The sequence below is a fragment of the Sphingobacterium multivorum genome (assembly GCF_900457465.1).
GTDB lineage: Bacteria > Bacteroidota > Bacteroidia > Sphingobacteriales > Sphingobacteriaceae > Sphingobacterium > Sphingobacterium multivorum.
This window is the reverse complement of record NZ_UAUU01000002.1, coordinates 248,294-274,121: the sequence shown is the minus strand read 5'-3', so window position 1 is coordinate 274,121 and position 25,828 is coordinate 248,294. Positions and strand designations below refer to the sequence as shown.

Here is a 25,828-nt window from a genome sequence, read left to right as displayed (position 1 = left end):
TTAAAATAACATGAAAAAAATATTAAAATATATTTCTTTAGGATTGGTTATTACCACTATATTTTCATCTTGTTTGAAAGATGAAGTTTTGATTGGGCCAGATGCTCCAGGGGCAATATCAAATATTATCGAATTTAAGAATCCTGGTTTTATTCAATCAAGTACTACTAGTAAGCTACCCTTATATTTATTATCATTTGATATGAATCCAACAGGGCAGTTGGTATTAGAAGTAAATTATGCAGGTTCAAATACTGCCCCGAATGATATTAATGTGAAGGTTAAGCTAGATAATTCATTAATTGACGAATACAATGATGATCAGGACGATGAGTTTGTAGCACTTCCTACTTCACAGTATAGTATTTCTTCATTCGATGTTGTCATAAAGAAGGGGGAACGAGTAGGTAAGTTTGTTGTTGATTTAAAGCCCAGTATGTTTACTTTTGATAAAAGCTATGCGCTTGGATTTTCTATTGAATCTGCTTCAGTTGGAAATATCTCTGGAAACTTTGGTAAAATGGTTGTTGGAATCTCTGGTAAAAATTTCTTCGACGGAACTTATGCCTATACAACTTCTGCAAACACTGCTCTTGTTCCAAATGCAAATAAGACAGTAACACTTGTAACAATTGGCGGAAATAAATGTCAATTGAAACCAGGACTTTTGGGAACATATTCAAATGTTGTAAATTATACTATTGATCAAGCTACGAACAATATTACAGTAGAAATGACAACTTTATTACCAATTGCTACTAAGCCAACAAGTAAATACGATCCAGCGACTAAAACACTTACAGTAAACTGGACTTCAAATGGAGGCGGACGTACTTTTGAAGAGAAATTTGTCTACACTGGACCGAGAGATTAGTTAATCAATTAATAAGTAGAGGAAGAGTAATGTCTTTTCCTCTGCTTTTACTATTTAATTTTTATCTTATGAAAAAGTCTTTTTTAACTTTATTCATGGGTTTTGGGGTGGTGCTGGTATGCAAGGCGCAAAATAAAGAGGCTACACCAAAGATTGGATACGATAATTTGGTAAAAGATCTAAGTAAGAACCTAGTGTTGACAACATCCGAAATTGATAAGAATATTTCTGGTGATGTGATCGTTGAATTTCGTGTAAATGAAAAAGGGAAGATAGATTCTGCAGATATCGTTAAAGATCTTGGAGACCAAATTGCATTACGTCTTATCCGTATTTTGAAAGTTTCAGGAGAATGGACACCTGCGGTTAAGGATAATAAAGAAGTGGCTTCTTGGGTTAGATTGCCATATCATGTTCTTTCATCAGAAGAAATTGCTGATAGCCAGGATCATGTCGCTATTCCGGAAAAAGGAATGAAAGCTTTTAATAAAAACTTTTCTAATACTTTTGAGTATCCTAAGGAGGCATTAAACGCTGGGGTAAAAGGAACTTTTAATTTGCGTTTTACAGTAGATACAAAGGGTGTGATTTCCAATGTTGCTTTCGAAAATGACCCGGGCTATAAGGTTTTGGAGAACGCAAAAAGAGCCCTTTTGAGATCAGGAAAATGGATTCCAGCAAAAGAAAAAGGTGTAGATGTTGTGTCTGAAGTGGTTTACCCCTTGTCTCTTGACTTTAAATCTTACAAAGGGCATATGTAAAGCACGTTAGAGTAGTGTTAAAAAACCACTTTAGTTCATTTATATCCTAAAGTGGTTTTTTTATGCTATCTCCTGCCCAAACTGAAATACATATCCATTATTATCATATATAGCAAACTCTCGCATTCCCCATTCGAAAGTCTGTATTTCGTAACATATTTTGACATTATCCTTCAATTCTTCCCATAAATTATCAATATCATCTACGTTAAAATAAAAGGAACCAGTAAATTGTGCTGTTTCAAAAGCAATGCTTTCAACAGGATGGGAGAACATGATTTCTATCGTTCCGTTTTGCAATAAAATCCAGTCCAATGCTTCGTTTTTTTCAACACATGTAAACCCGAGTTTTTCAGTATAGAACTGAATAGTTTGATCTAAGTTTTTTGTATATAATATTGGATTTAAGCTTTTGTAGTTCATCTTTATTTGCCTTTGATTGTTTTGAACTATTGTTTTGTCTTTTTGATAGTAGTTATGTGTTTTTTTTTATATTGTTATCGATTGTAATGATAGTTTTATGATGAAAAATACAAAATATTGCAGTATTTATTGTTACTTCATGAAAAAAATATTTACTTTTTTGGATTAAGGTGAGTTGTTTGTGTAATTGTTTGGTATTTAGTGTTTTTGTGTGTTATTTTTTGTGTGAAATACTATGATTTATATCGTTTGTTTTCCAGTTTTTTAATTCTATTTCTAACTTCTTGTTGCATCTTTAAAAGATTGTTTTATCTTTGCTTTTAACAAAATTTTAACATTTCATGTTTGGTTTTGCACACTAACTGTATTAGTCTAATAGACTCATAATTTTTAGAAAAACATATATTAAAAGTCCTTTTGGTGCTTTTATCTTTTTTAGTTAGATAAACTACTTACTATTAAACAAACATAAACATATGAAACACAAACTACTCAGTTTTTTCGTGGGGAGTATGATCCTTTCTTCTGTTGCTTTTGCGCAAGAGAAGAAAGTAAGCGGTCGTGTAACTGGAGCTGATGGTAAACCATTAGTCGGTGTGACAATTGCTGTTCAAGGATCAAACATTGCTACTCAAACAGATGCAAATGGAAAATATTCTTTATCAGTTCCTGTTGGTAAAGTGATGGTTTTCAGGTATGTCGGTCATTCTGATAAGAGTATAATCGTTAAAGATGGACAGTCATTATTCAACGTGTCACTAGAGGATCAGAATACAGCATTAGATGAGGTTGTCGTAGTCGCTTATGGTACTGCAAAAAAAGAATCGTTAACTGGATCAGTAACATCTGTTTCTGCGAAGGATATCGAAAAGAGACCGGTTACCAATGCATTTGCAGCTTTAGAAGGATCTGCTGCTGGTATTCAACTGAACAATACTTCTGGTATGCCAGGTGCAGAACCTAGTATAAGGATTCGTGGATTTTCATCACTAAATGGTTCGAATGACCCTCTTTATGTTGTCGATGGTGTTCCTTTTGGTGGTAATATCTCCGATATAAACCCGAATGACGTAGAAAGTATATCGGTATTGAAAGATGCTTCTTCTTCAGCTTTGTATGGTAGTAGGGCAAGTAATGGTGTTATTATTATTACAACAAAGAAAGGAAAAGCTGGACGCTCACAAGTGAATGTTTCCACTGATCAAGGGTTTTATTCAAGAGGTATTGCAGAATATAGCCGAGTGAATGATAGACAATTCATGGAGGCTATGTGGATGGGGTATCGAAATAACTTATTGACAAGTAGCTCAACCAAATATCCGACAAACCAATCTGCAAATGATGAGGCTTCAAAGTCATTGGTAAGTAACTATCTTAAACTAAACATTTATGATAAAGATGATGATAAATTATTTGACGCGAATGGTAAGCTAGTTTCCGATGCGCAAATTAAAAGTGGATATCGAGATGACTTGGATTGGTTTAGTGAAGTAGATCGTATAGGACATCGTCAAAATTATAATATTGATGGGAATACAGCCACGGATAAAGCAAAAGTCTTTTATTCTACTGGATATTTGGACGAAAAGGGCTATATTAAAAATTCAGGTTTAAAGAGGTTTACAGGTCGTTTAAATGCGGAATTGCAAGCTAAAAATTGGTTTAAATACGGCTTCAATTTAGCAGGATCACACCAAATTTCAGATAGAATAAGCGGTTCCACGGATGATGCTGGTTCTTTCACAAATCCTTTTAATTATGCACGCTCAATTGCACCAATTTATCCGATTCATTTACATAATCCTGATGGTACCTATGCATTAGATGCTTTAGGAGATAAACAATTCGATAATGGTGAATCCACAAGATTACAATATGTTGGAAGGCATACTATTTGGGAAAATGAATTGAACAGCGATCAAACGATTAGAAATACTGTAAACGGTCGAGGATTCCTCGAATTTAAATTCCTGAAAGATTTTACGTTCACGCTAAATGGTGATTTGAATCTTCGTAATTCGGAACGCCGTACCTATAATAATGCAGTGATAGGAGATGGTAATGGACAAGGTCGCGCTGCTAGAAATATTTATCGGTACAAAAATTATACGCTACAACAACTGTTAAGTTGGAATAAGGACTTTGGAAAGCATCACGTTGATGTTTTAGCGGGCCATGAAAATTATTCCGATAATTGGAGCTACTTGTATGGTTATAAAACAGATGAGACGTTTGCGGGAAAAACTGACATGGTTAACTTTACCAAGATTACTTCTTTGTATGATTACCAAGAAGACTATCGCGTCGAAAGTTTCTTGTCTCGCGCTCGCTATAATTATGATGGTAAGTATTTTGCTGAGGCCTCCTTTAGAAGAGACGGATCTTCTAGATTCAGTCCTGAAAATCGTTGGGGTAACTTTTGGTCATTAGGTGGAAGTTGGATAGTTTCCAAAGAAGACTTTTTCAAAGATGCACTTCATATCGTCAATGATTTGAAAGTAAGAGCATCTTATGGAGAAGTTGGAAATGATGAAAGTGCTAATAAATATGCGCACTTAGCTTTGTATGATATAGATCAAAATGCAAATATGGCGGCTCTTTATAAAAAACAAAATGCGTCGCCGGATCTGATTTGGGAAACTTCAAGTTCTTTTTCTGCAGCTATTGAGACACGTTTATTTCAGCGTGCAAATTTAAGCTTTGAATACTTTAATAAGCAGTCACAAAATCTGATATTTGACGTTAATTTGCCGCTATCTGCCGGTGCGACATCTACTTCTTCTGCTGTTTCCACAATTACACGTAATATCGGTTCAATGTCAAATCGCGGTTTTGAGCTAACATTTGATGTCGATGTTTTGAAAGGTGATGGATGGAAATGGAATATTGGGGCGAATGCAACATGGTTGACCAACAAAATATTAGCATTACCAGAAGAGAATAGAGAAAATGGTATTATCACTGGTAATTTTAAATGGATGGAAGGACGTGGAAGATATGATTTCTGGATGTTTAAATTTGCAGGTGTAGATCAAATGACCGGGCGTTCTCTGTATCTTCCAGATACACAAAGATTTAATGTAAATGGTTCAGCTCCTGAAAAGGCAGCTATACCAGCTGCTGAATTAATCGAGATTAACGGAAAATATTATGTTACCAATCCATCCAATTATGGTGTAAGGGATTGGTCGGGATCTGTTATTCCTAAGATGAATGGAAGTTTCAATACCAACTTTGAATATAAGAATTTTAGTTTTTCGGCTTTATTTACTTACGCTATCGGAGGTAAAGTATTTGATTCGTCTTATGCAGGTTTAATGTCTATGTCTGGTACGCCAAGTGCTATGCATACAGATATTATGAAGTCATGGAATGGAATTCCTGAAGGTATGACTGCGACTTCTATAAATAGATTGGATCCGAATGGTATTCCAGCAATTAACTTTTCACAGAGCAATATGAACAACTATTCAAGTGATCGTTTTTTAACGGATGGCTCTTATTTAGTTATCAAAAATATTGCGGTGGGCTATAGTTTGCCAAAAACATTGGTTAGTAAAATAGATTTGTCTTCAGTAAGAATTGTTGCGGGGATCGAAAACTTGGCAACAATGACGAAACGCAAAGGAATGAACCCGCAACAGCAATGGAACGGTACTAGTACAAATGCTTGGGTAACTCCGCGTACTGTATCTTTTGGAGTAAAAGTTGGACTATAAGAAATAAAAGGATGAAAAATATAAATTATATTAAAGTATTATTTGCAGGAGTGTTGTTGCTAGCTTCCTGTAAAAAGGACTATTTAGAGACACTTCCTACAGACTCTGTAAGTACTCCTACGGTATTTGAAACAACAAAAAATGCCAAGTTAGCTGTAAATGGCTTAGCTAAGATGATGACCCAACAATATTTGGGAAGTCAGGGCTTTAATGGAGAAGGAACAATCAAAATGTATTACGGGAATTATCCCGGAAATAACTTTTTTGTTAACTTAAGTGGTTGGGCTGACATCATTAATGCAAATTACAATCAAAATTTAACGAGTATTTACCTTTATTATCCTTGGTATTATTATTACAAGATTATAGGTAATGCAAATCAAATTGTCGTTAGTATTGATGGGGCGGAGGGACCAGCCGTTGAAAAAGAGTTCATAAAAGCACAAGCATTAACCTTTAGAGCTTATAGTTATATGATGTTAGCTCAGATTTACGGAAATAGATGGAAGGATTCCAATAATGGTCAAACTGGAGGCTTAGTTCTAAGAACCGACGTATCAACAGGAGACATGCCTTTATCTACTTTAGGACAGACATATGATTTAATTTATAAAGATTTGAATGACGCGATAGCGCTATATGAATCGTCTAAATTGGATAGAGAATCCGATAAAAATTTCCAAGTGAATGAGGATGTGGCTTACGCGATTTATGCAAGGGCAGCACTAAACAAACAGGACTACGTTAATGCAGAAAAATATGCAGTTCTTGCTCGTAAAAATTATAAATTGATGAGTAACGCTGATTATAAAAACGGTTTTTCTACTCCAAATGGCGAGTGGATATGGAGTAGTTATGGAGCCTCTGACGAAACATTGTACTTCTATTCATTCCAGTCTTACATTGCTTATAACTCAACAGCTAGTGCCGTAAGAACAACACCAAAATGTATCAGTAGAGAATTGTTCGATAAGATCCCGACGACTGATGTTCGTAGAGATTTGTTTTTGGATCCAAAGGGCGAAGCTTATACTACTGCGACTGGGGTTGCGGGGACAGCTATGAAAGCAAGGGCATTTAAATTGTTTCCAGATTTACAAGCTACTGCAGTTCCTTTTGCGTATATGAATTTCAAGTTTAAAGCAAATGATATACCTGGTATCGGCCATGTGAATCATTTTAGGGCTTCCGAAATGTATCTCATTGAAGCTGAAGCAAAATTTTTCCAAAATAAGGCAGCAAGCGAAGTTCAAGGTGTTCTTAATGCATTAAACGCTACTTCAGGAAGGGATGTGAATTATGTTTGTACAAAAACAGGTACAGATCTACTTAATGAAATTAAACTTTATCGCGCGGTTGAACTATGGGGCGAAGGATTCGATTGGTTTGATATGAAACGTTGGGGCGATACTATCGTGAGAAAAGACTTTGCTAGCGGTGGTAATTTCTTGACTTCATTGGTTACTACAATTAAGCCAGAAGATAAAAATAAATGGACTTGGGCTATACCTCTTCGTGAAAGCGATTATAATAAGGGGTTGGAATAATTTTAAGAAGGAATCAATAGTTAGGTGGCCGATACGTGAATTTCATGTATCGGCCATTTTTATTTTAAAATATAATCGAGATCGTATGAGTTCTCAATGTCTGGAAACGACCTCCAAGGTGATATATTACTAAATCGTTAATTTTATGTATATAAATTAATAGACTAACAATTTATTAATATTAACTTAATATTGAGAATCTATTTTTACGCCGTTGAAAGATGATGGAATAGAAGAAGGAAAAATGATTCTGCTCGTATCATATCACCACAAGCGAAAAGGATAATTTATTTAAAATTCTCATGAAAAAAGCACTTTTACTCTTAGCTCTGATAGGACCCGTTGTAGCACTTGCGCAAAATAATAATGCGCCCTCCAGCTATGATCCACATGATATCAAGATTACGGGGTATCTTCAAACACAGTTTCAAAAGGCACAATCTCCTGGAATTACGTCCTTTTCAGGTGGGGATTTTTCAAAGAATTCGGATAACAGATTTATGATCCGCAGGGGACGTCTTAAAATTGATCGGGTGGATACTTACTCGAGTATTGTCTTTCAATTGGATGCTACTCAAGACGGTGTACAACTAATGGATGCCTTTATTCAATTGCGTCACCCAAGTCAAAAAGGCCTTAGTTTAACTGCGGGACTTTTCAATAGACCTTTTGGATATTCCATTGTATACTCATCGGGCTATCGTGACTTTCCGGAACGGGCACGTGTATTCCAGACGTTGATGCCACGCGAACGTGATCTTGGAGGGATGGTAAGTTATCATCCTGGGGGTAAAGTTAAATTCTTAAATTTAGATTTAGCCCTGGTGAACGGTAGTGGTCACTCCGCTAAGGACTATGATTCTAAAAAGGACCTGATCGGTAATCTTGCTTTTAAATTTGATAGTTTAGCCGATAAAAAACTTCATTTGGGCTTTGGCGGCTCGTTCTATAAAGGTTCAGTGCGTAATGATACGAAAACGTACTATACGCCCAATAGCAATGGTTATACAGCGCATACCAGTGATGAGAATGAAGGTAAAGCCATCGGCAGGAACTATTATGGAGCAAACTTACAGGTAGAGTTTGATAATAGCTTCGGGAAATCCAGTTTCAAAACCGAATATGTGGCAGGAGACCAGCCTGGAGTTGCCGGTGGTGTCGATATTAAAGGACCCTACGCCAGCAGAAGTTTTACAACCCAGCCGACAACAGACCTTTATCAACGTAAATTTAATGGATATTATCTTTGGTTTACGCAGGAGATTGCGAAGACCGGTATTACTGCATTGATAGCGTATGACGTATATGATCCAAATACGAAAGCAAGTGGCACGACAATCGGCATGCCTGATAATTTTACGGCCGATGGCGATGTTAAGTTTAGTACGCTGGGCTATGGTCTTGCATATCAGATTAACAATAGGATAAAACTGACTGTATATAATGAGCATGTAACGAACGAAACCACAAGTTTACCAAACTTTTCGGCTGATCTGAAAGATAATGTTTTCACTACAAGGCTGCTTTATCGTTGGTAAATTGGCTCAGTGCTGTTTTTTCGCGAGTATCGGTGTTAAGGGGGAGGATCAATATTTAGTTTGACCAATATAGTAGGTTGTTTAGGCCATTTGATTTAGAGATCTCCCGACACTTAGATGTTTTTCCGAATCCGGCTCAGTGATGATGCGGTAATCCCTAAATAGGACGCTAACATGGCTAATGGAACACGATTGGCTAAACCCGGGTAAAGCTTCAAGAACAGGAGATAGCGTTCTTTGGCATCGAGATTCATCATGGTATTTGCCGTTTTTAGCTTACTTTCCACCACAAAAGCATAAAGTTTGGCCATCAACAACGGCCAAACTTTAATTTCCTTTTCAAGAAGCGTAAAATTCTCAAAATCAAGGCTCCAGATTTCGCTATCTGTGAGGGATTCTATATAGTCGTTGGAAGGTGTTCGATCCAAGAAGCTCTGAAGATCCCCAATAAAACGACCTTCATAAATAAAATAACGCGTAAAATCGTCGCCTTTACTGTTGTAATAGAGCGAACGGAATACCCCCGATTCCACAAAAGCAATGCTATTGTTTACTTTACCGCAAGCGACAAAATAGCTTGACTTTGAAATATTCTTTTTTTCGAATGCCTGTCGAATTAAATTCTCTTCACGCAAATCGAGCTGTCCAAATTTTCGGATGTATTCCAGTAATTGCTCCATGTTACCTTTGTATTACTTCGCTAAGTTAATCAAATCTTCACGTTGTGGTCCTGTTGAAAGATACGTTATGGGAACTTGTAACTCTTCTTCTAAAAAGGAGATAAATGTACCCAAGGTTTCTGGAAGTAAGTCTGCCTGCTTGATATTAGAGAAATCGGTATTCCAACCTTTTAAATATTTCCAGATCGGTTTAATTTTTTGTTCAGAAGATTGGGGAAATGCTAACGAAATTTTTTGTTCATCTATTTCATAATGGGTACAGACGGGGATGTCAGCCATTTCGTTCAAAATGTCGGCTTTCGTAAGAACGAGTTCCGTAACTCCGTTTAACATGATGGCATATTTTAATGCTGGTAGATCCAGCCAGCCGACACGCCGGGGACGTTTGGTATTGGAACCGAATTCAGCTCCTTTGTCCCGTAAATCATTGGCAGCTTGCCCTGTGATCTCTGTTGGGAAAATGCCATTCCCCACACGGGTGCAATAGGCTTTTGTAACGCCATAAATTTTGTCCACCACTTTAGGCGACACACCCAAGCTTACACAGGCTGCGGAGGCTATCGTATTTGATGAGGTCACATAGGGATAACTTCCATGGTCGATATCAAGCAGAGTTGCCTGCGCGCCTTCCGCCAATACCTTCTTCCCATCTCGGATTGCCTTATTCAAAAAGATTTCGGTATCTATAATTGGCACTTGTTTTAAGGAAGTGCATCCTTGAATAAAAGTGTGGTAGAGCTCTTCGAATGCAGGCATTTCTTGCCCCAAAAACTGTAGTTCTTTGTATTGACGGTTTAAATTTTGATATACGTCAGTATCAAAACTATCCGAGTGAATATCACCAACGCGAAGGTTCTGTCTGAGTATTTTATTGGAATAACTTTGCGCAATTCCATTTTTGGTCGTTCCTATCGTGCGATACAGTGGGGACTGTTCCATATAGATATCCCAATAACGATGGGTCGGTAAAACGAGATGCGCTTTTTGGGATATCAAAATTCTATCAACGAGATCTTGATCTGGCATAATGTGCGCTAGTTCTTCGATTTCTGCTTTAAATGCTAATGGGTCAACCACCACACCGGTGCCGATAATGTTTTTGACATGCGGTGAAAAGATGCCTGATGGGAGTAGTTTAAGCGTAACTTTGTTACCTTGATAGTAAATACTATGTCCGGCATTCGCGCCGCCATTAAACCGAGCGATAATATCATAGTCGCTTCCGATCAGATCAATGAATTTTCCTTTACCTTCGTCTCCCCATTGGAGCCCAATTAGAATGTCCATGTTGCGTTTGTCTTGAAATTATGGTCAAAGCTAGGGCTTGCAAGGCGGAGGCCAATTGCCATTTGGCAAAAAGTGCTCCTCATTATCATTTGGCCAGCAGTCTTAATGCGTTTGGATTGCGCTTAAGCTTGTTTGTGTCCGAGCTGTTGTACTTTTTGTATCCATTTATTTCGCTTAATAGGATCGGAAGTTTTGATAATACCGATATAAGTGACTTTCACAGGCGATATTCCACAAAATTGGAGGGTTGATCTTTTTAATTGATTAACACTTGGTCTGCCGTAAACTAAAGCATAATACCAACTTGGTTGATCGAGTGTTGTAATGATCCGAGCAGATTTTCCTTTGAGTAATTTGTCCCAAAAAAGAGAGTTTTCGCGATATTGAAAAGCCCGTCCAGGTAAAAAAAGTCTATCGATAAAGCCTTTCATCAAGGCTGGAAGACCGCCCCACCAAACGGGATGTATCCAGACCAAATGATCGGCCCATAAGATGTCTTCCCAGGCAAGAAGTAGGTCCTGCTCAAGTTCTGTCCGTTTACGATAACCAAATTCAAGGTTTGGATTGAAATCTAGGTCAATAATATGGATTGTTCGTACTGTAGCTCCGGACGCTGCCGCAGCTTCTTGATAGGCATTTGCGATGCCAAAATTGAAAGATTCCCGATTCGGGTGGCCATTGATAATCAGTATTTTTTTCTCCATGATGTTTTATTACATCACAAAAATAGAAATAGGGCTACCGTCTTTACAGGACAAATGTCTAAAAAGAAATTTCGCTGCGAATACGACTTAAATGACGTTGTGTAATGCCTAAATAGGAAGCGAGGTATTGTAAAGGAAGCTGTTGGATAAAATCAGGATGATCTTTGAGTAAATTGGCATAACGTTGTGATGCGGTTTCTTTTTGTAATTGAAAGACGCGTTTTTCAAGTTCAAGATATTGTTCCTCGGCAATCATTTTAAGGTATTTTGTCCATTTTAGGCTATTTTTAGCAAGCTTATCAATCATATTTTTTTTGATCGTCCACAGTTCGACAGGGGTAAGGGCCTGCATGGTCTCCACGCTTGGCCCGCCCGTGATAAAGGAGGAGTAGGCCGCTATCCATGTATTGGGAAAGCGGAAACAATAGGTAATATCTTCCCTATTCGCACTGCTATAATAAGAACGGAAGATCCCTGATTGTATAAATGCAACCTCATGACAAGGTTGATTCTCTTTAACAAAAAAGTCGTTTTTGTTCAGCTTTCTGTATTCAAAAAGCTGAACAATCTGATTGATCTCTTCTTCGTCGAACAGACGCAAAGACCGAAAATATGTTGCTATCATGAAGTCCAAACTTAGAAAAATTGCGGTGTTCCTACAAGATAAATTCGATGTGTTTTAATCGGTTCAATGTTTAGTTTGCCGATTGAGCAACAGGGTAGATTTTTAATTCGCATCAATTAGAATGGCCAATTGCAGGCACATTTGATCGGAGCGATTGCTCCAAGCATGATTGGTGCCGCGTTGGATGACAATATCGCCGGCTTGTAAAAGCGTTTCTTCTGTGTCTGTAATCAAGTAAATCTCTCCTGAAAGAATAACGATGTAATCTAAACTTGCTGTCTGATGCATGAGGGGATGAGGGGTACCAATCGTCGTTTCTATACCAAGTTCCCGATCGGGTGGGATCTGTACATAGCGGAAGTACGTGCCATTTTTGATGACTTGGGGTATAGCGCTGTTTTCTATGGGATGCTCTTTCTCAAACTTGGCCGGCATTTGGCTGGTTTGCCAGATATCTGAAATAACAAGATTGGGATAGTGCTCTGATACATTATCAACCAATGCATCCGCTTCGATAAAGGATTTGCCGGCACGTATGCCTGTCACGATTCGTCTAGGTATAGTTCTCATTGATTTTGTATAATTAATTTATTGCCTTGAGTCTGGTTGTTTTTGAGCATTAGATGCCCTTTTTCGATTGTTTCGGGCTTAAGTTACCGATAAGATAAATAGGGGCAGGTTGAATAATTTCTTGCTCAATAGTGTGTCTGATTCGATCCAACCCCTTTTTGAAATAGGGATAATTCAGTCTTTGCGCATGGATAAAGTTGGATATATTGATGATCTGTGCGGCCGAACTAAATAGTTGGTCTCTTGCTGCCGCGGTCGTAAAATGTGTGATGTCGATATAAGTTCCATAGGGTTTTAATACTGCGGCGGCGACTTCCGAGAGATGCTGCCCCACCGCATCAATAGCGACGTCAATACCTTGCTGATTACTTTTAAGCTTGATTATTTCCGTTAAATTCTCATTTCGATAATTGATGACACTGTCTTTTTGCAGTCCTAGTTGGCGTAATTTTTCAATACTGCCCATACTTCCTGCTGTCGCAACGATATTTTTAATGCCGTTAGCCAGGAGTAATTTTAATGCAAAAAGACCCACGCCTCCAGACGCTCCGGTTAGGAAAATATGATCTTGCGGATTAATTGCTGCTCGGTCGAAAACCTGCAATGCGGTGATGCCAGCGGTAGGAAGTGCTGCTGCTTGCTCAAACGAAATATTTTTTGGCTTAGGGGCAACGAGGCCGGCTGGTAACTGAATGTATGCTGCATAGGTTCCGTTACTGCCCATGCTGCCACAGGCAAAAAATACTTCATCTCCAATTGCGTATTCACTTACATCTGAACCTTTATCTGTGACAATTCCTGCCCTTCTCTACCAAGTATGGGTGAAAAAATATAACGTCGTTCAAATTCATTTTCACGCATCTGGTAGTCTATGGGGTTGAGTGCTGAAGCTAATATTTTAATTTTCACTTCGTTGGACTTCAGTTGAGGAAGCTCAACCTCCGCATTTATCAATTGATTGTCTTTATCCAGTATAACCGCGTTCATATCGCTATTTATTTAAATGATGGCATCCCTATGAAAAATTCCTGCCGAAATAATGTATGTTATATCAGCATTCTTTCATCTTATATAGTTGATATGACAAATCTACCTTTCGTTTGCTATATATTTGTTGGTAGTTAACAAGTGGTAACTAGTCGTTGGAAATCAATATGGGACAAGTTTTGGAAGGAAATCAAATGCGGGAGGCGAGTTGTACAGAAGAATTGCGCGCTATACGTGACGCGCTGGATATTTTGGGCGGAAAATGGAAATTGATGATATTGCGTTATTTGGCTAATCGGGAGTTGCAGGAAATTTATTTCAAAAAAATGGAACGGGAGATTCAGGGAATTTCTGCAAAAGTGTTGACAAAAGAACTTCGAGACCTTGAATTAAACTTGTTAGTCGCCCGCCAGCCCAGTGAAGACCCCGTGAAAGTGTTCTATAAAATTACCGCCTATGGTAAAAGTGTATTCCCCGTTACCGAATCACTGGTCAGTTGGGGGTTGGAATACCGAGAGAAAGTGAAACAAGAACTCGCTGCATTAACGAAATAACAATTTATTCCGATTGAAGAATTAACTTTTTGATCAGTGAAATCTGACCAAGGTGATAATAGCTATGTTCGATTACAGCTTCGATATTTCTGAGGTAAGATCCATACTTTTTATCAATAAATGGCTGATCGAAGAGGTTTTGATCGAACGATGCGATACAGTCACAAAATAATTTGGCATTTTTCAGGAATCGATCTACTAGTGTATCCCAGTCTGCTTTGGATTGGATAGGCGGGATATCAAAGCTGTATTTATCACTAATTTCCAATTTTCCATACGTAAATGCAGCTAATAGACCTTCTAGGTAATAATTGATATGATAGGTTAGCGCAGCGATGGAATTCAGATCATTTATTTTGAATATGGCCTGTTCCCAGATCGTATTCAATAGTTGTTCCTGATAGTTGGTGTTGGCAATCCAACGTCCATTCAAAAAAAACTTCGCGAAGCCTGTCTGCAATAAATATACGTCTTTCCATTTTGTAATTTATCTTTCTAATAATCAGTTGTTCTACTGCTTTTGTTTTATTATACGTTTACACTATACAGCATCGTCGAGGAATTATAATCGACTATCTGTCCAATTTACATACAATTTTCCGATTCTTCATCTTCAGTTAACCTCTTGTTAATAAGACTTTTCTTTTTTTGTATAAAGTCATTGTTACCACGAAACTATGTTTACACTAACCGGAAGAGATCTAAAAAATGTTTGGGACCAATTTGTGAAAGAGGACTGTGAAGATTCATTTTATGCTTTATACAAACATTATTACCATTATCTTTCCTATTTGGGAACGAAAAAGAAAATGTCGGTACAGCGTATTCAGGATAGTGTGAATGATGTATTTCTACACCTTTGGGAAAAGAAGACTGACAATCAAAAAATACGCAATCATCATAATTATATTATTACGGTTTTCTTTCAAAAACTTTTTCGCAAGGAAACACTACAACTGACAGATTTGGATTTTGTGGAAGAAATCCATGATCCGTCAATCCATCACTCTGTTGAAGAACAACATATACGTGCGGTAACAACAAATACCGTAACACAGTTGGTTGAGGAGCATATGGAGCAATTGGGAACAAAACAACGGCTGGTGATTTACCAACGATTTTTTTTGGATCTTTCTTATCAGGAAATCGCTGATGCCAATCAGGTTTCGATCCATACGATCTATAATACCATTTATAAATCCCTAGAAAAAATAAAAAATAACCTTTCTAGTGAACAAGAAATCTTTCTTAAAGTTGCCGTAGGGCTACTTTCTTCATTTTTGTTGATTTTTTCTTAAAAACGAGTAGTGAAAAAATGACCCTGACCACTCTATTGTATAAATTACGATTAGAGTGATATGAACGAACTTAATTTGCAAGCGTTATTATTGGACGAATCTTTTGTGAACTATTGCAAGGGAACGAATAAAGAGGATATCGAAAAATGGGAAAAATGGTTACAAAAACATCCTGAACATAAAGCGTCCATAGCGGAGTTGCAGGAGACCATTGTGGCAATGGGACATTATGCGGGTGAACTATCCGTTCAAACAAACTATGATCGTTTGCAGTCTCAAATAAAAAAGCGCGCTAACCAACACCGCTTTACAGAAATTGGTATGGCTGTCTGGTTAAAAATTGCGGCGCTCCTAGTCGCTGTTGGCGCTATCTCACTGTTTCTATTTAAACAACAGCTTGCTGAAGAACAGCCAAAAAACGTGCAGCATATTGGTGCTCCAGGAAAGGATGATGCCCTATTAACACTAAAAGATGGCTCCGTTGTTTCATTAGCTGATATAAAAAATGGAAGTGTGGTAGCACTGCAAGGCGGGGTAGAAATACAAAAGAATAAAGACGGTGAATTGGTTTATAAAGCCGTTGAACAAGGGGAAGCAGCCAGCACTGCTGTGAATAAAATAACGACCAATCGCGGAAACCAATATCAAATTATATTGCCCGACGGATCCAAAGCATTTCTCAATGCAAATTCGACGTTGACCTATCCTTTGAAATTTAGTGAAAACGAACGGCATGTTCACATGACCGGAGAGGTTTACTTTGAAATTGCAAAAATTGAGACGGGAATGGGAGGGCGAATTCCTTTTTACGTGGAGACAGCAAATCAAAAAATTGAGGTGCTTGGTACGCATTTTAATGTGAACGCATATGATGACGAACCTTATACAACAACAACTTTATTGGAGGGAGTTGTACGCGTTAGTTCGAAAAAAAGAAATGAATCGGTGCTCTTAAAACCAGGGCAGCGGGCCTTGTTAAATGAAGCCCTGCGTGTAGAAAATGTCGATATCTCTCAGGAAGTAGCTTGGATAAATGGTGACTTTGTTTTTAAAGGAGAAGAGTTAGTAAGTCTGCTGCGTAAAGTTTCAAGGTGGTACAACGTGGATGTAGCATGTCCCGAACGACTTGAGAAGTTGAAATTTGATGGTATGGTATCGCGTTCTCAGCCGCTATCTACCATTATTGATATGTTGCAAACAACAGGAAAAGTAAAATTAACGCTAAATGGAAGGAGGCTTATTGTGATAGATTGACCTATCTAATTTTTACGATAAGCCGCATAAAAACAACCAAAGGTGCTGGTAACACCTTTGGTCAATGTGTTAAGCTTATCGATCATGTTGCGATTCAATGATCATCAAATAATATTAACAACAACAAATATATGAGTTTTTATCAATGCATGCGTGTTATGAAAATCACCATGGTATTTTTAACTTGTTTGTTGGTGAAAGTCAGTGCGTTTACTTACGGTCAACGTATTACACTTAACAAACAAAATAGTCATATCCCAGCTATTTTAAAAGAAATAAGGCAGCAGAGCGGTTATGACTTTTTTTACGATAATGGGCTCTTTAACCGAGCAAAACCCGTTAATGTCAATCTAAACAATGCAACTGTTGAAGAAGCATTGAATATATGTTTTGCAGGACAACCGTTCGGTTATGTTGTGAAAAATAAACTGGTTGTTGTTACGGCGCTTCGGACTGTGCTGGAAGAGCCCGCCGATGTATTGCAGCAGCGCTTGGTTGGTCGAGTTATTGATCAACAGACAAAAAGGACATTGGCCAGCGTTTCTATCCGTGTTAAAGGGACATCTGGAGGAACGAATTCTGATACAAATGGAAACTTTTCGCTATCGATTTCTAAAATTCCTACTGTTCTCGTTCTTTCCTATCTGGGCTATCAGACCAAGGAAATTGAAATTAATGATGTAAAGGAAAACCTTGTTATTGGATTGAGCCCTCTTGCTACAGCATTGGAAGAGGTCACCGTTCAGGCAAGGCGTAAAATGAACACTGAAACGGCCGTGCTGGAAGAACGTAAACGCGCTTCTATTGTACAGGATGCTATTTCGGCCGAATTGATCGAGCGTACCGCAAGTATTACAACGACACAAGCATTGCAACGCGTCACGGGCGTTACGGTGACTGATGACAAATATGTTGCGGTAAGAGGGCTAGGTGATCGATCTGTGATCGGTCAGTTGAACGGCGTAAGATTGGCTTCTTCTGATCCTGACCGTAGTGCCATCCCATTGGACCTTGTTCCGGCTTCCTTATTGGATAATATTACCGTTTATAAAACAGTAACACCAGATAAACCTGCCGATGCTGCTTCGGGTATCGTTGAGCTCAAAACGAAATCTGTACCTGAGAAAATGACATTTGAGCTTATCGCTCAAACCGGGCTCAATTCGAACATCGGTTTGGGAGGAAATTACAACAGCTTTTGGAACAGTGAGATGGGATTATTGGGGACACGAATCAATAAAAAAGACCTTTCCTCGGATTTTTTAAATCTTGCAACGCAATATCCCAATGGATTAAGTTCCATCCAGGATATGATCGCCAATAGCAACTATAGTCCCTCAGGATACCAGGAGGTAAACCGGGTTAATAAAATTATGAAAGGGTTCGATCCTGTTATGACAACTCGATACCGCCGTGCACCTATGAATCAGCTTTACTCGGCAACATTCGGTAATAGTTATGATGTTTTTGGAAAACACAAACTGGGGCTTATTGTCGGAGGAAATTATTATAGAAGAACCGCTGATATTTATCAGGGCGAACTGACCCAGTATAGCATCTATCAAGGGGTAGTGACTGGTAATCCTGATATTTTTAGTTTTAGGAATATCCCTAATTATATTACACCGAATAGTCTTTTTATGGGGAAGTATCAAACTTATAGCGAAAATACAGGAACCGAAACACTAAACTATGGTACACTTGTAGGGGTCACCTACCGTTTTAATCCACAGCATGAGGTCAGTATGCAATATTTGGGAAGCTGGGGAGGAGAGTCTATTGCAACAAATTTAAATGGACGCTATGAGTATTCGGGCTTGCCTGGCGAAGTCAGAAGTACTATTCATTCGCTTAAACAGACCTTCCGTAATCTGAATACCTTTAACCTACAGGGTGAACATAAGTTTTTGAAAAATGAGCTCTCGCCTCGTTTGAGTTATAATGTTGCAACTTCAAAGTCCACACAGAATGATCCGGATTTTAGATTTGCTAGTCTTGTAGACTACAAACCTCGGGGTGGAGGATGGTATCGGCGTCCCATTATAGGTGAGCAGGCTCATTTTGATGACTATGTATATTCTGAACATCTCTATGCACTTACATCGGGCTATGTAAACGGATTCGGAAATTATGGTATTATTCAAGCTGAACCTAATGGTCGGAGATGGCGAAATTTGAACGAAGATAATTTTAATGCTAAAGCTGATCTGAGTTTTCCTTTCAGGCTATTGGGTGAAAAGCAGTTGTTTAAAACGGGGTTCAATTATTTATTTAGGGATCGTAAATTTACAGAAAACCAGCTGTTTCTGCCAGGGTCTAATTTCACTGGCAATAAATCAATTCCATTATATGATGTTCAGGGCAATTTAGACCGTTTGGTAAGCAATGAAATTGTAGGTGTTGTATTACCAAAAGCGGGGCAGGGTGAAGGTATGATGCCAGTAGGTGGTTTTCTATACAATAGCCAAAAATCGCCAAATAACTACAAAGGTTATTTTGAAACCAATGCATTATATGGTATGCTGGATCTCAAGATTGCTGAACGATTCCGCATGGCCGGAGGAGTTCGGTTTGAGATGACAAATATTGGTTCGACAGTGGATACTGCGAATGTGTTTTTAGACCCTGCACTGACCGCAACATCTCCAGATGGTACACGTATTCCTCTGGATCCGATTAATCCCAATTCTGTCTATAAAACAAAATATAAACCATTCTATTCTGTCAATGCAACCTATACGTTGAATGACAATATGAATTTTCGTGGGGCCTTCAACACGACTCTGGCGAGACCCGAATTGCGTGAGATTACCAATGTATTTGAATTTGATGCCTTTCAAATGGGCTTAGTTGTTGGTAATCCCAATTTGAAAAATCAATATACCCAAAATGCGGATTTTCGATGGGAATGGTTTGCTGCTAAAGGAGAGGTTATTGCCGTGTCGGCTTTTGGAAAGCGTATAGAAAATCAATTGGTTAAGGTCTTTAATCTAAAAACCCAAGGGTTAGCTGCTACTTATCCTGAATTTCCAACCATCCAATTTCAGAATGACGGTAATATTGGTAAGGTATGGGGATTGGAATTTGAAGTTGTCAAGAATTTGGGAACATTATATGATCCTTTAAAAAACTTGTTTTTGGGTACCAATCTTTTATTGGCTCAAAGTGAAATTAAAAAATCTGCGGAGCGTTATGAAGCAAATCGTTCACTGGATAGATATACCCCAAAAAATAGTCCGTTGTTTGAGCAGGCTCCTTATTCGATTAATGCTTGGTTAAACTATGATAACGACAAATCAGGAACCGATCTCACTGTGACCTTTAATATGGTTGGGGAACGCTTAGTCCAAATTAATCTGACAGGGGAACCAGATCTGTATACACAGCCCGTGCCTTACCTTGATTTTGTTTTTTCCCAAAAGCTAAATAAACGGATCTTGTTTAAAGGCTATGCCAAAAATATAATGAATCCTGCTATTAAAACTGTTTATGCGAATCCGCAAACCGGAGGAAAGTGGTATGGAAATGAGTATATCAACAGAAGTTATAAGCGCGGTGCGGAAATTATGATCGGTTTTACCTATAACTTATTTTAATCCAATGAAAATCAGTATGTGTAAACGCGTGAGTTGTCGGTTTTTTGCTGTTACAGCTTTATGTTTTTTATCCTTTGTTTCTTGTAAAAAGGAAAAACTGGATGTGATTAATGACAATCGTCCTGTAACTGAAAACCGGCCAAATTCAAATACTAGAATTGTTAATCTATCTGACTTTAATCAGGTTATTGCTAATGGCGACAGCTTGACAAGTTTTGTTGTGTTGCATCCGTTAAATCCGGGGAATCATAAATATCCCGGAACCTCATATTTCCCAATAGACGGACGTTTGACAAAGATATGGACAGTTCCACAAGATCTTTTTGACCAGAAAGAAGAGGCAGACCTTACGTTTGCAGCTCGCTTTTATCAGGGTTTTGGTTTGAACCATGATTTTAAAGTCAAGGTTGACAATAGTTATGAGCAACCTAAGGATTATTTTTTGCTTCCTTCCTTATTCATGAATGGTCAACCGGAAGTTGTTGCACTAACGCGTGCTATGACTAGTCCCACTAAGCCAGACCATTTTAAAATCCGCATTGTTAATCTCGGTGGGACAATTAAAAATCCAGCTATTGGAATGAATGGTCCGCAAGAAAATCTCGTTGGTCCAATTTCTTTAGCCTATGCCGATGGTACATTGGTGAATCAAAAAACCAGTGCAATAGCAGCTTCTCAGATTAGTTCTGATTACATCGAGTTGCCTTATGGGACTTATCAATTCAAGATATTGGTAGCAGATGGCAGACCCCTTCCTTCTTTGGGCTCAGGTCGGTTTGAGTACGGGCTCATTGATTTACCGACTTCCACCATTCCAAAAGATTATGCGAAGTCTACTAATTTTACTTATGCTCCGATTCAGGATTTTCAACCTGGTGGTGTTTATACGATCGTAGTCACTCCACAGCGATTTAATTATTTCTCCAATGAGCTGAATGAGACAGTTTCAGCCTATCAAAATTCGTTTCAGATCATTACAGATATTGCTGCGCCAACGAATCAAAGTTATTTGAGGATACAAGGTGTAAATGCATATAAGGATCAATCGATAGGGTTTAGGGTCGATGGAAAGGTTATTGCCAGTGGTATCGGATTTGGAAAAGGAAGTAATTATAGTGTGTTTACCCAGAAGCAATATGATATTGAGGCTATAGATGCAACTGGAAACGTACTTGCGACGATTAAACAGGAATTGCGGAGCAATCAAAATTATACGTTATGGCTCTATCCTGATGGAAATGGAAAGGCTCAGTTGCTTCTCATTTCCAATGATCTGAGTGGTACGCTCCCTTTACCGGCTGAAGACGATGGGACATACAGCCGGCTAGCTTTTAAATTCTTCTTCTTTAATCGCTTTTTAAATCTATCGGCAAGCAATCCTTATATCACCTTTACGCTACCTAACGGACAGCCTTTCGGAAACAGTGGCAATGTAAATCTGCAACCTGGGATCCCTTCGATTAATATGCCTTATACCAATGTAAATATTATGGCGAATCCCTACGCAATAATGGCTTATCGTTCTAAACCAGACGTAATACCGGGTATCTGGGCCGACGATATTGACGTATTGCAATCGACGGAGTTTATAGCAAATAAATCGCTGTATACAACCATTGGAAGGCCTCTGCCAGCATTTGAGCCAGGGATTTATACTGTAGCATTGATTGGAAAAAGTGGTTCGGGATCGTCCGATAAAGAAAAAGCGCGAATGATCATTATCAAACATAATAAATAATGAAAAAGCAAAATATATCAAGTCGTATTTGGCTACTGGCCATTTTTATACTATTGCTTGCTTCCTGTACGAAAATTGAATATACACAGATTGCCGAGCCGGCTTATCTACGTGTTTTTAATAATGTCAATTACGTACAGACTATGGGTAGCAAAGATGATAAAGTACCCTATTTCTGTATGCTTATCAATCCAAAAATAGGTTCTGATGGAAAATTTACAGGAGCGGAAATTATAGGTGATTTCTTGGATAAACGAGATCCTTATGCTCCCCCATATCCTTCTCACATCGGGAACAGTACAGACCCAAGCAATCCCGAATATCCAGGAAAGGAAAATGTCCTAGTCGGTCCTATTTTAAACGGATTTGACTTAAGTAGCTGGGCTCAGGTGCCTTCAGGCGAAGTAAGGGTCGTATTTGCGTATCGTCCAAAAAATACGGTACCCTTCTTCGAATTGGAAGATCGTTTGAAAAATGACATTCTGATCGATACGGTGATCAATCTTCAAAGCAAAGAAGTTTATACACTCCATCTTTTGCAAAGGGATTTTTTAAAGAAGGATCATGGAGTCTTATTGAGACATGAAAATTTCTATAAACTCCCTTTATCAGATTCATTGGTGTACGTAAACTTTTACAATATGAGTGCAAAAGGGTTCTGGGAAGCCGATGCAAGCTTAAAAGATGATGATTATCGGTTGAAAAGCTTCAAAAATGGTGTTAAGGATGATATGAATGTATTTTTGTCACTTTATGAAAGTCAGGAAGAGCTCAGCCATTATGCTGCGAAAGTAAATGGTTACCAAGGGCGTTTTTTGACGTCCGTTAAACGTAATACAAGTTCAAATGAAGTGAACGCCTATGCAAGTTTTCCGTTATGGGCGAGTAGTAAATCCAACGGTATCCGCACAGCTATTTGGCAACGATTTGACTTTTTTACACCTGGAATGGATCCCGTCGCGAATCCATTTTATGACAGTGAGACAAATACAGGTGGCAACTGGGCTGTACTTAATTGTCTCCTAAATGGAAAAGTAGGATTGACCAGTAATGAAAACGGAACACTGCTTCCAAATTTGTTGGTCAACGTACATTCGGGAAAGGATAATCCACGCACTTTCGCAACGGTCAATACGATCGAAATTGTCAATGGTCGCGTCTACCTAACGACTATACAACGAAAATATGCTCCACCTATTTACTAAAATTAGCAGAAATGATTCAATATAATAGCAAAATAGAACAGAAGGTTTCACTGCTTCATGCTATAGGCTGGTTTTCTGCGTGCTTATTTATTTTGTTGCTACAAGGCTGCAAACATGATAATCTCACGGTGCCCCAACCTAATGAAAATATACGACCGGCAGCCGATTTTATTCGTAATAATTATGAAATGCGCCTCTTTGATGCAGCGTTGGAGAGAACTGGTCTGAATGTCGAACTAAATGGCAAAGGTCCATTTACAGTTCTCGTTCCAAACGATCTCGCTTTTAATGAGATCGGTGTGTTTCGCCCAACCGATTTTGATCGAATGAATAAGGATAGCTTGCGGAGACTGATTTCTTATCATATTCTCCCAAGGCGACTTTATGTGAGCGATATTCCGAGTAACTCAGTGGATTTTAGGTATGCAACACTCGAAGGTTCCGAATTGTATGCCTCAATCGGTTCTATCTCACCTGGAGCTACTAATCCCGTGAATATGCTATTTTTTAGCGGATCGAAAGCGATCCGCAAAGACGTGGTTTTATCCAACGGGGTGTTGCATGTGCTGGATAAGGTTATGAAACCACAATTTGAAAAAAATATTCAGGATTGGCTCAGTGACAAGAAAGACTATACCGTTTTTGTGGCTGGACTGAAGAAATTTGGTCTGTGGGATCAGTTTGCTGGAAAAGGCCCTTTTACGGTATTTGCACCAACAAATGAGGCCCTAGAAAAGAGAGGGATTACGATGGAATTTTTGGATAGTGCTGTTCCACAGAATTACGTCCCTGAGGTATTGTTTGGTGCCTACATCATGTACGATAAACATTTTTTTATATCGGATTCACAGGTTTTTACGATCATTAATTCGAACGGTAATTACAAATACCACTTGAAAGATAAAGTACATTATATGGAATATTTTGCCAATGAAGTCTATCCGACTTGGAAATTGAGTTATAATATGAGACTCCGCGACAATGATACTTTCTATTCGGTTATACTCGCCGATGTAACGTATGCTGTCGGCGCTAAAATGGACTATTTGTGTAGTAATGGTCTGGTACATGATTTAGATCAAGGGCTGGTAAGCCCAGATCAAGCGATAAAAAAAGGAAAAGATGAAAAATAAATCAATAAATGCCGTTTGGTATATACTGTTGTTATGTACTACTGCTGTGTTTGTACTGCTATCTTGCCAAAAAACTGAGTTCATGCCGGAGCTTGTGGGGGAGGAAGTTCCCTATAAAAACGAAGCTTCACAGGATGTTACGCAACTATTGACAACGCATAACGAAGCAAAAGTTTTTTTAGCAGCATGGCAGAAAAGTAACATTGTAGCACTGAGTAAGGCTGCTGGAGTCAATACAAAAGTGACCGTATTGGCGCCAACCGATAATGCGTTAAAGCAAGTTGGAATAACACTAGAGACTATTCAAAAAATGACTACTGAGGAAGCTGCCGATTTCGTTCAATTTTACAGTTTTTTAGGAGATCTTAACCAAATTAAACTTGGTAAATATAGTCTCATGGTTCGATCGATGTTAAAAAATCAAAATTATCGAGTACCTTTTTATGATAATACCGAGCCAGTCGGCAGACGTTACGACATCTATGCTTATCGTCATTATCTCGCTGTGAAAGATGGCGATTTGCTAGTCAATGGTAAGTCTAAAGGAAAATTAGCTTATGAGCCCGCGACAAATGGCGGTATCTATATGTTGGAAAAAGTGATCGAAAAGCCTACTATGACCATATTGGAGGCGCTAATAGCCGACGGAAGGTTTACTTTTTTTGTGGAATCCCAACGTTTATCCGAGGAAATGTTTTATGAAAAAATGTTGGATGATATTGAGCCTCTATGGGGATATCGTATGAGTAAAGAGGAGTTTTTGAGCTATTATCCAGAGGCCAGAGTTTCCTATCAACGAGGATGGGATATCGATAGGGATCCATTTTACAATGAGTTACCTAATCTCAACCTGACAGCCACATTTGCACCAACAGATGATGCCTTTCGAAAAGCAGGGTTTAATAGCGTGGCCGATATTCTAGCTTTTAATGCTAAACGGGGAGACGTAAGATACGACGACTTGTATTTTGAACCACGTGGATCATATCCGACAGATACTTTATTCAGTTTTCATCGCAATTGGGGCAGAGTGTTTGCAACTGAGGATCCTGCTTATGGCATAGCGATGTCCAATAATACAGTCTTTTATAGTAATGATCTGGATCCTGCCTTGTTAAACGATTACTATGTGAATATAGGGGGGAGTAGTCAGGTTCAATACGCTTATAAGATGCCTTTAGCTTTTTCTAAAAATGGAAACCAGATCCAAATGAAAATCAAAGAAACCGAGCAAGCACCGATCAATATTATTGAGACAGATATAAATACGGTTAATGGACCGATCCACGTTGTTGATAACCTACTGCTTCCAAAAGGATTTAAACTTAAATAAAA

General features: G+C 38.4%; 22 protein-coding genes. 13 read left to right on the top strand and 9 right to left on the bottom strand.

The genetic code is table 11. From position 1 onward, the window contains the following. Positions 1-10 precede the first annotated feature (10 nt). The gene (locus DTA23_RS01365) at positions 11-874 is read left to right on the top strand and encodes a DUF1735 domain-containing protein (protein ID WP_112373622.1); all 864 of its coding nucleotides are present in this window, start codon (positions 11-13) and stop codon (positions 872-874) included. A 68-nt stretch (positions 875-942) separates the two neighbouring features. Continuing rightward, positions 943-1,635, top strand: coding sequence for a TonB family protein (locus DTA23_RS01360; protein WP_070565134.1), 693 nt, complete (start codon positions 943-945; stop codon positions 1,633-1,635). Positions 1,636-1,695: 60 nt separating this feature from the next. On the opposite strand, the gene DTA23_RS01355 is transcribed toward DTA23_RS01360, so the two are convergent. After that, entirely contained in the window at positions 1,696-2,058 is a 363-nt protein-coding gene (locus DTA23_RS01355; protein ID WP_172462288.1) for a VOC family protein, read from the bottom strand. A gap of 476 nt (positions 2,059-2,534) precedes the next feature. Between DTA23_RS01355 and DTA23_RS01350 the strand changes: the two genes are divergently transcribed. The 3 genes from DTA23_RS01350 (at position 2,535) to DTA23_RS01340 (ending at position 8,862) form a co-directional block, all read left to right on the top strand. Beyond that, entirely contained in the window at positions 2,535-5,777 is a 3,243-nt protein-coding gene (locus DTA23_RS01350; RefSeq protein ID WP_112373621.1) for a SusC/RagA family TonB-linked outer membrane protein, read from the top strand. Between the two features lie 11 nt (positions 5,778-5,788). Continuing rightward, entirely contained in the window at positions 5,789-7,324 is a 1,536-nt protein-coding gene (locus DTA23_RS01345; RefSeq protein WP_070565144.1) for a RagB/SusD family nutrient uptake outer membrane protein, read from the top strand. 302 nt (positions 7,325-7,626) lie between these two features. Beyond that, the gene (locus tag DTA23_RS01340) at positions 7,627-8,862 is read left to right on the top strand and encodes a porin (RefSeq protein WP_112373620.1); all 1,236 of its coding nucleotides are present in this window, start codon (positions 7,627-7,629) and stop codon (positions 8,860-8,862) included. A gap of 113 nt (positions 8,863-8,975) precedes the next feature. On the opposite strand, the gene DTA23_RS01335 is transcribed toward DTA23_RS01340, so the two are convergent. From DTA23_RS01335 to DTA23_RS01305, 7 genes are all read right to left on the bottom strand, one after another. Then, positions 8,976-9,542 (bottom strand): Crp/Fnr family transcriptional regulator, encoded by a 567-nt coding sequence (locus tag DTA23_RS01335; protein WP_112373619.1) that lies wholly within the window; start codon positions 9,540-9,542, stop codon positions 8,976-8,978. A 12-nt stretch (positions 9,543-9,554) separates the two neighbouring features. Further along, positions 9,555-10,829 carry an adenylosuccinate synthase gene (locus tag DTA23_RS01330; protein ID WP_112373618.1) on the bottom strand — a complete coding sequence of 425 codons (1,275 nt, stop codon included), beginning with the start codon at positions 10,827-10,829 and terminating at the stop codon, positions 9,555-9,557. Between the two features lie 122 nt (positions 10,830-10,951). Continuing rightward, complete coding sequence (locus DTA23_RS01325; protein ID WP_112373617.1) at positions 10,952-11,533, bottom strand: NAD(P)H-dependent oxidoreductase; 582 nt, start codon at positions 11,531-11,533, stop codon at positions 10,952-10,954. 58 nt (positions 11,534-11,591) lie between these two features. Beyond that, positions 11,592-12,158, bottom strand: coding sequence for a Crp/Fnr family transcriptional regulator (locus tag DTA23_RS01320; protein ID WP_112373616.1), 567 nt, complete (start codon positions 12,156-12,158; stop codon positions 11,592-11,594). A 102-nt stretch (positions 12,159-12,260) separates the two neighbouring features. Beyond that, positions 12,261-12,728 (bottom strand): cupin domain-containing protein, encoded by a 468-nt coding sequence (locus DTA23_RS01315; RefSeq protein WP_112373615.1) that lies wholly within the window; start codon positions 12,726-12,728, stop codon positions 12,261-12,263. 49 nt (positions 12,729-12,777) lie between these two features. Beyond that, positions 12,778-13,452, bottom strand: a complete 675-nt coding sequence (locus DTA23_RS01310) for a quinone oxidoreductase family protein (protein WP_112373614.1) — start codon at positions 13,450-13,452, stop codon at positions 12,778-12,780. A 44-nt stretch (positions 13,453-13,496) separates the two neighbouring features. Beyond that, on the bottom strand, positions 13,497-13,715 hold the full coding sequence (locus DTA23_RS01305; protein ID WP_112373613.1) for a hypothetical protein: 219 nt from the start codon (positions 13,713-13,715) through the stop codon (positions 13,497-13,499). Between the two features lie 167 nt (positions 13,716-13,882). On the opposite strand from DTA23_RS01305, the gene DTA23_RS01300 reads away from it, so the two are divergent. Beyond that, entirely contained in the window at positions 13,883-14,269 is a 387-nt protein-coding gene (locus DTA23_RS01300; protein ID WP_112374037.1) for a winged helix-turn-helix transcriptional regulator, read from the top strand. Positions 14,270-14,273: 4 nt separating this feature from the next. On the opposite strand, the gene DTA23_RS01295 is transcribed toward DTA23_RS01300, so the two are convergent. After that, complete coding sequence (locus DTA23_RS01295) at positions 14,274-14,729, bottom strand: DinB family protein (RefSeq protein WP_218565289.1); 456 nt, start codon at positions 14,727-14,729, stop codon at positions 14,274-14,276. Between the two features lie 217 nt (positions 14,730-14,946). Here DTA23_RS01295 and DTA23_RS01290 point away from each other — a divergent pair, with 217 nt between their 5' ends. The 7 genes from DTA23_RS01290 (at position 14,947) to DTA23_RS01260 (ending at position 25,826) form a co-directional block, all read left to right on the top strand. After that, positions 14,947-15,567: an RNA polymerase sigma factor gene (locus tag DTA23_RS01290; protein ID WP_112373612.1), complete on the top strand. Its 621-nt coding sequence runs from the start codon at positions 14,947-14,949 to the stop codon at positions 15,565-15,567. A 60-nt stretch (positions 15,568-15,627) separates the two neighbouring features. Beyond that, entirely contained in the window at positions 15,628-16,821 is a 1,194-nt protein-coding gene (locus tag DTA23_RS01285) for a FecR family protein (RefSeq protein ID WP_112373611.1), read from the top strand. 131 nt (positions 16,822-16,952) lie between these two features. Next, entirely contained in the window at positions 16,953-20,417 is a 3,465-nt protein-coding gene (locus DTA23_RS01280; RefSeq protein ID WP_236560125.1) for a TonB-dependent receptor, read from the top strand. 103 nt (positions 20,418-20,520) lie between these two features. After that, positions 20,521-22,155, top strand: coding sequence for a DUF4397 domain-containing protein (locus tag DTA23_RS01275; RefSeq protein WP_146752991.1), 1,635 nt, complete (start codon positions 20,521-20,523; stop codon positions 22,153-22,155). After that, on the top strand, positions 22,155-23,360 hold the full coding sequence (locus tag DTA23_RS01270) for a hypothetical protein (RefSeq protein ID WP_112373608.1): 1,206 nt from the start codon (positions 22,155-22,157) through the stop codon (positions 23,358-23,360). The genes DTA23_RS01275 and DTA23_RS01270 overlap by 1 nt, the downstream gene beginning before the upstream one ends. A gap of 11 nt (positions 23,361-23,371) precedes the next feature. Beyond that, on the top strand, positions 23,372-24,493 hold the full coding sequence (locus tag DTA23_RS01265; RefSeq protein ID WP_112373607.1) for a fasciclin domain-containing protein: 1,122 nt from the start codon (positions 23,372-23,374) through the stop codon (positions 24,491-24,493). Next, on the top strand, positions 24,483-25,826 hold the full coding sequence (locus DTA23_RS01260; protein WP_112373606.1) for a fasciclin domain-containing protein: 1,344 nt from the start codon (positions 24,483-24,485) through the stop codon (positions 25,824-25,826). The genes DTA23_RS01265 and DTA23_RS01260 overlap by 11 nt, the downstream gene beginning before the upstream one ends. Positions 25,827-25,828 lie beyond the last annotated feature (2 nt).

Bases quoted from the DNA above. Each gene is read 5' to 3' on its own strand.
- DTA23_RS01365 (WP_112373622.1), top strand. From the start codon at position 11: ATGAAAAAAATATTAAAATATATTTCTTTAGGATTGGTTATTACCACT.
- DTA23_RS01360 (WP_070565134.1), top strand. From the start codon at position 943: ATGAAAAAGTCTTTTTTAACTTTATTCATGGGTTTTGGGGTGGTGCTG.
- DTA23_RS01355 (WP_172462288.1), bottom strand. From the start codon at position 2,058: ATGAACTACAAAAGCTTAAATCCAATATTATATACAAAAAACTTAGAT.
- DTA23_RS01350 (WP_112373621.1), top strand. From the start codon at position 2,535: ATGAAACACAAACTACTCAGTTTTTTCGTGGGGAGTATGATCCTTTCT.
- DTA23_RS01345 (WP_070565144.1), top strand. From the start codon at position 5,789: ATGAAAAATATAAATTATATTAAAGTATTATTTGCAGGAGTGTTGTTG.
- DTA23_RS01340 (WP_112373620.1), top strand. From the start codon at position 7,627: ATGAAAAAAGCACTTTTACTCTTAGCTCTGATAGGACCCGTTGTAGCA.
- DTA23_RS01335 (WP_112373619.1), bottom strand. From the start codon at position 9,542: ATGGAGCAATTACTGGAATACATCCGAAAATTTGGACAGCTCGATTTG.
- DTA23_RS01330 (WP_112373618.1), bottom strand. From the start codon at position 10,829: ATGGACATTCTAATTGGGCTCCAATGGGGAGACGAAGGTAAAGGAAAA.
- DTA23_RS01325 (WP_112373617.1), bottom strand. From the start codon at position 11,533: ATGGAGAAAAAAATACTGATTATCAATGGCCACCCGAATCGGGAATCT.
- DTA23_RS01320 (WP_112373616.1), bottom strand. From the start codon at position 12,158: ATGATAGCAACATATTTTCGGTCTTTGCGTCTGTTCGACGAAGAAGAG.
- DTA23_RS01315 (WP_112373615.1), bottom strand. From the start codon at position 12,728: ATGAGAACTATACCTAGACGAATCGTGACAGGCATACGTGCCGGCAAA.
- DTA23_RS01310 (WP_112373614.1), bottom strand. From the start codon at position 13,452: ATGGGCAGTAACGGAACCTATGCAGCATACATTCAGTTACCAGCCGGC.
- DTA23_RS01305 (WP_112373613.1), bottom strand. From the start codon at position 13,715: ATGAACGCGGTTATACTGGATAAAGACAATCAATTGATAAATGCGGAG.
- DTA23_RS01300 (WP_112374037.1), top strand. From the start codon at position 13,883: ATGGGACAAGTTTTGGAAGGAAATCAAATGCGGGAGGCGAGTTGTACA.
- DTA23_RS01290 (WP_112373612.1), top strand. From the start codon at position 14,947: ATGTTTACACTAACCGGAAGAGATCTAAAAAATGTTTGGGACCAATTT.
- DTA23_RS01285 (WP_112373611.1), top strand. From the start codon at position 15,628: ATGAACGAACTTAATTTGCAAGCGTTATTATTGGACGAATCTTTTGTG.
- DTA23_RS01280 (WP_236560125.1), top strand. From the start codon at position 16,953: ATGAGTTTTTATCAATGCATGCGTGTTATGAAAATCACCATGGTATTT.
- DTA23_RS01270 (WP_112373608.1), top strand. From the start codon at position 22,155: ATGAAAAAGCAAAATATATCAAGTCGTATTTGGCTACTGGCCATTTTT.
- DTA23_RS01265 (WP_112373607.1), top strand. From the start codon at position 23,372: ATGATTCAATATAATAGCAAAATAGAACAGAAGGTTTCACTGCTTCAT.
- DTA23_RS01260 (WP_112373606.1), top strand. From the start codon at position 24,483: ATGAAAAATAAATCAATAAATGCCGTTTGGTATATACTGTTGTTATGT.